The sequence below is a fragment of the Streptomyces sp. P5F9 genome, from assembly GCF_057961495.1.
Genome location: NZ_JBXVPZ010000483.1, coordinates 1 through 7,117 on the forward strand (window position 1 = coordinate 1; position 7,117 = coordinate 7,117).

Below are 7,117 nucleotides of genomic sequence, written 5' to 3' on the forward strand. Positions count from 1 at the left end.
GCCCCTACCCGTCCCATCCCTGGGGGCTGCGCCCCCAGACCCCCCTTCGGCCTGGACGGCCTCGTCCTCAAACGCCGGACGGGCTGTTTACTACCGTCCCGCTTCCTTCGAGACGAGGGCGACCGCCTCGTCCACGTCATCCGTCACGTGGAACAGCAGCAGGTCCTTCTCCGACGCCTTGCCCTGGGCGATCAGCGTGTTCTTCAGCCAGTCGACCAGGCCGCCCCAGTACTCGCTCCCGAAGAGGACGATCGGGAAGCGGGTGACCTTCTGGGTCTGTACGAGGGTGAGGGCCTCGAAGAGTTCGTCGAGGGTGCCGAGGCCGCCGGGGAGGACCACGAAGCCCTGGGCGTACTTGACGAACATCATCTTGCGGACGAAGAAGTAACGGAAGTTCAGCCCGATGTCGACGTAGGCGTTGAGCCCCTGCTCGAAGGGCAGCTCGATGCCGAGGCCGACGGAGATGCCCTTGGCCTCCAGGGCGCCCTTGTTGGCCGCCTCCATGGCGCCGGGGCCGCCGCCGGTGATCACGGCCCATCCGGCCTCCACGAGGGCGCGTCCGAGGCGTACGCCGGCTTCGTACTCCGGTGAGTCCGGCTTGGTGCGGGCGGAGCCGAACACGCTGATCGCGGGCGGCAGTTCGGCCAGGGTGCCGAAACCCTCGATGAACTCCGACTGGATCCGCAGGACGCGCCACGGGTCGGTGTGGACCCAGTCCGAGGGGCCGCCCGCGTCCAGGAGGCGCTGGTCGGTCGTGCTCGCGGTCACCTGGCCGCGCCGCCGGAGGACCGGTCCCAGGCGCTGCTCCTCCGGTGGCTGCTGCTTGCCCTCGGGGTTGCCTGTAGCCATGTGCGCTCCCTCCACTTGCGGTGTTTCCACCTCAGCGTAGATCTACGCTGGTTACGGAGGGGGGACATACGGATGTCAGGCGGTGAGCCAGTCCCGCAGCCGCCGCTCCGCCTCGGGGATCAGGGCCGCCTCGACCCGCTCGTCGACCTTGTGGGCGAGGAGTTGGGCGCCGGGGCCGTAGTTCACCGCGGGCACGCCGAGCGCGCTGAAGCGGGCCACGTCGGTCCAGCCGAACTTGGGGCGGGCCTCGCCGCCGACAGCCGCCATGAAGGCCGCGGCGGCCGGGTGGGTCAGGCCGGGGCGGGCGCCGCCCGTGTGGTCGTCGACGACGAACTCGTCGACCCCGCAGTCGGCGAAGTAGTCGCGCACGAAGGCCTCCGCCTCCTCCTCGCTGCGGTCGGGCGCATAGCGGAAGTTGACAACCAGGGTGCACGCGTCGGGGATGACGTTGGTGGCCACTCCCCCTTCGACGCGTACCGCGTTGAGGCCCTCGTGGAACTGGAGGCCGTCCACCACGGGTGTGCGCGGCTCGTACGCGGCGAGCTTGGCCAGCGCCCTTGAGGCCGCGTGGATCGCGTTGGAGCCCATCCACGCGCGCGCGGAGTGCGCTCGTTCACCCTTGAACTTCAGGAACACCCGGAGCGTGCCCTGGCAGCCGCCCTCGACCTGACCGTCCGTCGGCTCCAGGAGGACCGCGAAGTCGCCCTCCAGCCAGTCCGGACGGGCCTCGGAGACGTGCTTGAGGCCGTTGAGGTGGGCGGCGACCTCCTCGTTGTCGTAGAAGACGAACGTCAGGTCGCGGTTGGGGGCCAACACCGTTGCCGCGATGCGGAGTTGGACCGCCACGCCGGACTTCATGTCGCAGGTGCCGCAGCCCCACAGGACGCCGTTCTCGTCGAGGCGCGAGGGGACGTTGTCGGCGATCGGGACCGTGTCGATGTGACCGGCCAGGACGACGCGTTCCGTACGGCCGAGGTTCGTGCGGGCGACGACGTTGTTGCCGTACCGGTCGACCGTCAGGTGCGGCAGGGTGCGCAGCGCGGTCTCGATCGCGTCCGCGAGGGGCTTCTCGCTGCCGCTCTCCGAGGGGAAGTCGACGAGCTGCGCGGTGAGCCGTGCGGCGTCCAGCGTGAGGTCAAGTGCGGTGTCGGCCATGGCGTCGACCCTAACCCGAACGGTCTGCACACCGGTTGTCCACACCCGGCGCAGCGGTAACAGGAGCCTCCGCTACCTTGTGGGGATGCTCCAGTCCCCCACCCCCAAGAAGCGTCGACGCGGCCGCCTGTTCCGGTTCTCCTCGGCGTTCGTGGTGCTGCTCGCGGTCGCGGGCTATCTGGTCGTCCAGTACGTCACCGGCGGCCGGGGCGGGCCCGGTTGCAAGGTGGTCTCCGGCAAGGACGACGGCCAGGAGTACGAGTTCTCGCAGGAGCAGACGATGAACGCGGCGACGATCGCCGCCGTCGGCACCGGGCGCGGTATGCCCGAGCGGGCCGTGACGATCGCGCTCGCGACCGCCCTCCAGGAGTCGCAGCTCGTCAACATCCAGCACGGCGACCTGGATTCGCTCGGCCTGTTCCAGCAGCGGCCCTCGCAGGGCTGGGGCACCAAGAAGGAGATCCTGGACCCGACGTACGCGGCGGGCGTCTTCTACGAGCACCTGTCCAAGGTGGACGACTACCAGCAGCTCCCCCTCACCGTCGCCGCGCAGCGCGTGCAGCGCAGCGGCTACCCGGAGGCGTACGCCAAGCACGAGCCCGAGGCCACGCTGCTGTCCGCCGCCCTCACCGGGCAGGCGGCCGCCACGCTGACCTGCCAGGGCCTTCCGGACACCACCCAGGCGGACACCGGCCCGGACGCCGTACGGGCCGCGCTGGTACGGGACTTCGGGCGCACGGTGCTGAAGGAGACGGGCGCGGAGGTGACCGGGAACGGCTCGGCATCGAAGGACAAGTCCAAGGCGAAGGCCAAGTCCACGCCGACGCCGACGCCCAACGCGAGTGCGACCGGCGGGAGCAGCACGGTGACCTTGCCGGTGCGGTCCGGCAGCACGCGGACCGGCTGGCAGCTCGCGCACTGGGCGGTGGCCAACTCCTCGGTGCTGCACATCGAGCGCGTGTCGTACGCCGGCCGCGAGTGGGCCGCCGGCAGCGCGGACGACCCTTGGCACTCGACCGCCGCGAAGGCCTCCGGCGGGGTGCGGATAGTGACCGAGCGGCAGGGCGGGCAGAAGTAGTCGCGAGGTGGTGGCCGGGCAGTCGTACGGGTCGTCACCCGTACGGGTTATGCGTGGTCGTTCCGGGTCCGGGCGTGCTCAGGTTTTCGTGCCGTCACCCTGGCGTGCGCCAAAGCCCTTGAAAACAAAGGGCTGCGAGCATTTTGCAGGCTTTCACACCGGGCGCTCTTTGTCCGTTTTTATCCGTAGCTGATTATGCGACGCATTGCCAACTCTTTACGTTGCCGCTCCGCAACCTTCGCGCGCTTCGAGCGGTAGTCACTGCGTCCGAGCCCGGAGATCAACACAAGGAGCATCATGTCCCTCCCCCTGACCCGCCGGATCGCCCGTGCCGCGCTGCTCGTCGCAGCGGGAGCGGCAGCCGGGGTCGGTGCGGCCGGCTCCGCCAGTGCGGCCCCCTCCCTGCCGGCCACCCCGAACCTGGGCGCACTGACCGCCCTGGACGGGGCGAGCGTCGGCAACACGGTCGACGGCGCGAGCCAGAACGTCACGGGGGTCGCCGGCAAGTCCGGTGGCCAGACGCTGGAGAAGGCGGTGCCGGCCGCAGGCAAGACCGGCGGGAAGGTTGCCAAGACGGTGGCTCCGGCTGCGCAGCACGTTGCCGGGGACACGGCTGGGCAGGCCGGGGGTCTGCTTGGTGAGACCGCGAAGACGGCGACGGCGGGTGGCGGGTTGCCTACGGACGCCGTCACCAAGGGTGGGTTGCCCACGGCTCAGGAGCTGCCGTTGAAGGGGCTTCCGCTCGGCTAGTTCGGCCGCGTTTTAGTGTGCCTGCGTTGAAGGGGTCCAGGGAGTTCCCTGGACCCCTTTTCTGCGTTGCTTGTCGGCTGACCGCCGGTGGGGGCTGGTCGCGCCCACGCGGCGGAGCCGCAAATCGATACAGCCCCGCGCCCCTAAAGACAAAAGACCTTTCAGCCCAGCCTCTCTACAGCCGCCCGGACTCGTTCATCCGTAGCTGTCAGGGCCACTCGTACGAAGTTCCCGCCCGCTTCTCCGTAGAAGTCGCCCGGCGCTACCAGGATGCCGAGGTCGGCCAGATGAGCCACCGTTTCCCAGCAGGACTCGTCCCTCGTTGCCCACAAGTACAGGCTGGCCTCGCTGTGTTCGATGCGGAAGCCGTGGTTCAGCAAGGCCTCGCGGAGGGCCGTGCGGCGGGTCGTGTAGCGCTCGCGCTGTTCCTGGACGTGGGTGTCGTCGCCGAGGGCCGCCACCACTGCCGCCTGGGTCGGGGACGAGGTCATCATGCCGCCGTGCTTGCGGATCTCCAGGAGCGGGGCGAGGACCGCCGGGTCGCCGGCCAGGAAGGCGGCGCGGTAACCGGCGAGGTTCGACCGCTTGGAGAGGGAGTGGACCGCGACGATGCCCTCGTACGAGCCGCCGTTGACATCCGGGTGGAGGACCGAGACCGGGTCGGCCTCCCAGCCGAGTTCGAGGTAGCACTCGTCGGAGAAGATCAGGATGCCGTGCTCGCGGGCCCAGGCGACGATCCGGGTCAGCTCGTCCTTCGGCAGGACCTCGCCGGTGGGGTTCGACGGGGAGTTGAGCCAGAGGAGCTTCAGGCCCTCCGGGTTCAGCTGTGTCGGGTCGTCGTAGGTCTCGTACTCGGCTCGGGCCAGGCGGGCGCCGACCTCGTACGTCGGGTACGCGAGGCGCGGGTAGGCCACGCGGTCGCCGGGGCCGAGGCCCAGCTGGGTCGGGAGCCAGGCGACGAGTTCCTTGGAGCCGACGATCGGGAGGACGTGGCGGTGGGTCACGTCGCGGGCGCCCAGGCGGCGCTCCACCCAGCCGGTGATCGCGTCGCGCAGTGCCGGTGTGCCCCAGACCGTCGGATAGCCGGGCGAGTCTGCCGCGGCGATCAGCGCTTTCTGGATCAGGTCGGGAACCGGGTCCACCGGGGTGCCGACGGACAGGTCGACGATGCCGTCCGGGTGCGCTGCGGCCGTCTTCTTGTACGGCTCCAGCTTGTCCCAGGGGAAGGTGGGCAGGCGGTCGGTGACTGCGGACACGATGACTGGCTCACTTTCTGGTGCGTGCGCCCCGTACAGCCGTCGTCGGACCGCCGTACGGCAAACGCCTCGGCCCCGTAGGGCGCTGATCGGGCGTGATCAGGCCGTACGGGACCGAGGCGGCGCGTCTGGTGCGGGCCGCTCTTACTGGTTCTGCGGCGGCAGCGCGGCGACGAAGGGGTGGTCGCGCTCGATCAGGCCCAGCTTGCTGGCGCCGCCGGGGGAGCCGAGCTCGTCGAAGAACTCGACGTTGGCCTTGTAGTAGTCCTTCCACTCCTCGGGAGTGTCGTCCTCGTAGAAGATCGCCTCGACCGGGCACACCGGCTCACAGGCTCCGCAGTCGACGCATTCGTCCGGGTGGATGTACAAGGACCGTGAGCCCTCGTAAATGCAGTCGACCGGGCACTCCTCGATGCACGCCTTGTCCTTGACGTCTACACAAGGCTGCGCGATGACGTAGGTCACGCTGTCGTTCCTCCTCGATAGGGCGCTGGCGGGCCTCCGTAGGCTCCGCCGCCCGGCGCGCGGGAGCGCGGCGTCGTCCATGCCCGCACCTAGTATCTCCGTTCCGGGGCGTGATCCATACAGGAGGGGTGAACTGACCTGTGGAAATCTCCGCGGCGGGACGTCTTGAGGTCCGCGTAACCGCTGCTGACGTGGGCAAACGGGTGTCCGTCAGGTGCTTGACAGATGCTGAAGACACGACGGAGAAGTTCACCGACACGGTGGGTGTTCTCACATCATGGGACAGCGGTGTGCTGACGATCACACGGAAGAGTGGCGATTCCGTCCGTATTTCGGAATCCTCGCTGGTGGCGGGCAAGGTCGTCCCGGCCGCTCCGGCCCGTCGGCGGGGACCGTCCGCCACCTACCGGGAGTTGGCTCACGTCTCCTCGCGCGCGTGGCGGCCGGTGGAGAGCGAGCGGCTCGGCGAGTGGGAGCTGCGCGCCGCCGCCGGATTCACCCGCCGCGCCAACTCCGTGCTGCCCCTCGGCGATCCCGGCCTGCCCCTCGACGAGGCCCTGGCTGTCGTACGACGGTGGTACGGCGACCGGGGCCTGCCCGCGTACGTCCAGACCGCGACCGGCGCCGAGGGCACGCAGGAGCTGCTCTGCGCCGAGCTGGAACAGCGCGGCTGGACCCGTGAGGTGACGGCTGAGCTGTGGGTCGGGGCCCTGGCCCCTGTCGCCGACCGCGCCGATGCCTCCGCAGTCGTGCTGTCCCGGTCGGCCGACGAGGCGTGGCTGGCCCGCTATCAGCGCAAGGGGGTGAGCGAGGTGGCCCTGAAGGTGCTGAGGAGTGGGCCCTCTGTGTGGTTCGCGACCGTGCCCGGCGAGGGGGCCGAGCCCGCGGCCATCGGGCGGTGTGTCATCGACGGGCGGTGGGCCGGGTTCGCCGCGGTCGAGGTCGATCCGGCGCTACGGCGGCGGGGGCTGGGGTCGGTCGTCATGGCCGCGTTGGCCTCGCGGGCGTTGGAGGAGGGGGCTTCGGCCGCGTGGTTGCAGGTCGAGGCGGACAACGTGGGGGCGCGGGCACTGTACTCCGGGATGGGGTTCTCCGCGCATCACGCCTATCACCACTACCGCGACGACCGCGACGGTTCGTCGTGACGGGTTACGAGTTCGCCATGTCCGGTCCCTGTCCCCCGGCCCCCGCGCGGGCCGCCGAGGTACGTCGGCTGTTCGCCGAGGAGGTGCGGTCGGAACGGCCCGATCTGGCCGCGCTGTGCCTGCTCGTGGGGGCCGCTGCGGACGGGGCGCTGGACGACGCGGGCATCGACGCGGCGCAGATGGAGCTGGACCGGCTGGCCGGGCAGGTACCGTTCCGGCCCGGCGCGCCGCTGGCCTGGGCGAACGCGCTGCGCCAACTCCTGGGCGACCGTTTCGAGTTCCGGGGTGCACCGGGCGACTATCAGCGGCTGGAGTCCTCCCTGCTGCACTCGGTGCTGCGGCGGCGGCGCGGGTTGCCGATCCTGTTGTCCGTGGTGTGGATGGAGGTTGCCCGGCGGGCGGGGGCGCCGGTGTACGGG

At 70.3% G+C, this 7,117-nt stretch carries 8 protein-coding genes; 4 read left to right on the forward strand and 4 right to left on the reverse strand.

The window, feature by feature from the left end:
* Positions 1-90: 90 nt before the first annotated feature.
* Together AC31A1_RS43145 and dapE are read right to left on the reverse strand one after the other, a co-directional pair.
* Positions 91-849, reverse strand: a complete 759-nt coding sequence (locus AC31A1_RS43145) for an LOG family protein (RefSeq protein WP_318018671.1) — start codon at positions 847-849, stop codon at positions 91-93.
* A gap of 75 nt (positions 850-924) precedes the next feature.
* On the reverse strand, positions 925-2,004 hold the full coding sequence (dapE, locus tag AC31A1_RS43150) for a succinyl-diaminopimelate desuccinylase (protein WP_327401486.1): 1,080 nt from the start codon (positions 2,002-2,004) through the stop codon (positions 925-927).
* A gap of 85 nt (positions 2,005-2,089) precedes the next feature.
* Here dapE and AC31A1_RS43155 point away from each other — a divergent pair, with 85 nt between their 5' ends.
* Both AC31A1_RS43155 and AC31A1_RS43160 read left to right on the forward strand, forming a co-directional pair.
* Positions 2,090-3,082, forward strand: a complete 993-nt coding sequence (locus AC31A1_RS43155; protein WP_489658543.1) for a heavy metal transporter — start codon at positions 2,090-2,092, stop codon at positions 3,080-3,082.
* 297 nt (positions 3,083-3,379) lie between these two features.
* On the forward strand, positions 3,380-3,832 hold the full coding sequence (locus tag AC31A1_RS43160; protein ID WP_262055831.1) for an ATP-binding protein: 453 nt from the start codon (positions 3,380-3,382) through the stop codon (positions 3,830-3,832).
* Positions 3,833-3,993: 161 nt separating this feature from the next.
* Here AC31A1_RS43160 and AC31A1_RS43165 read toward each other — a convergent pair whose 3' ends face one another.
* Both AC31A1_RS43165 and fdxA read right to left on the reverse strand, forming a co-directional pair.
* Positions 3,994-5,088 carry a bifunctional succinyldiaminopimelate transaminase/glutamate-prephenate aminotransferase gene (locus AC31A1_RS43165; RefSeq protein WP_489658544.1) on the reverse strand — a complete coding sequence of 365 codons (1,095 nt, stop codon included), beginning with the start codon at positions 5,086-5,088 and terminating at the stop codon, positions 3,994-3,996.
* A 144-nt stretch (positions 5,089-5,232) separates the two neighbouring features.
* A complete protein-coding gene (gene fdxA / locus AC31A1_RS43170; RefSeq protein ID WP_019058397.1) occupies positions 5,233-5,553 on the reverse strand; it encodes a ferredoxin in 321 nt (106 codons plus the stop codon).
* 140 nt (positions 5,554-5,693) lie between these two features.
* On the opposite strand from fdxA, the gene AC31A1_RS43175 reads away from it, so the two are divergent.
* Together AC31A1_RS43175 and AC31A1_RS43180 are read left to right on the forward strand one after the other, a co-directional pair.
* Positions 5,694-6,698, forward strand: coding sequence for a GNAT family N-acetyltransferase (locus AC31A1_RS43175; RefSeq protein ID WP_489658545.1), 1,005 nt, complete (start codon positions 5,694-5,696; stop codon positions 6,696-6,698).
* A 17-nt stretch (positions 6,699-6,715) separates the two neighbouring features.
* Positions 6,716-7,117: transglutaminase family protein (locus AC31A1_RS43180; RefSeq protein ID WP_489658546.1), on the forward strand; the 402-nt coding region annotated here is incomplete at its 3' end.

Excerpts from the sequence above, each read along its gene's own strand:
- AC31A1_RS43155 (WP_489658543.1), top strand. The coding sequence starts at position 2,090 with ATGCTCCAGTCCCCCACCCCCAAGAAGCGTCGACGCGGCCGCCTGTTC.
- AC31A1_RS43160 (WP_262055831.1), top strand. The coding sequence starts at position 3,380 with ATGTCCCTCCCCCTGACCCGCCGGATCGCCCGTGCCGCGCTGCTCGTC.
- AC31A1_RS43145 (WP_318018671.1), bottom strand. The coding sequence starts at position 849 with ATGGCTACAGGCAACCCCGAGGGCAAGCAGCAGCCACCGGAGGAGCAG.
- dapE (WP_327401486.1), bottom strand. The coding sequence starts at position 2,004 with ATGGCCGACACCGCACTTGACCTCACGCTGGACGCCGCACGGCTCACC.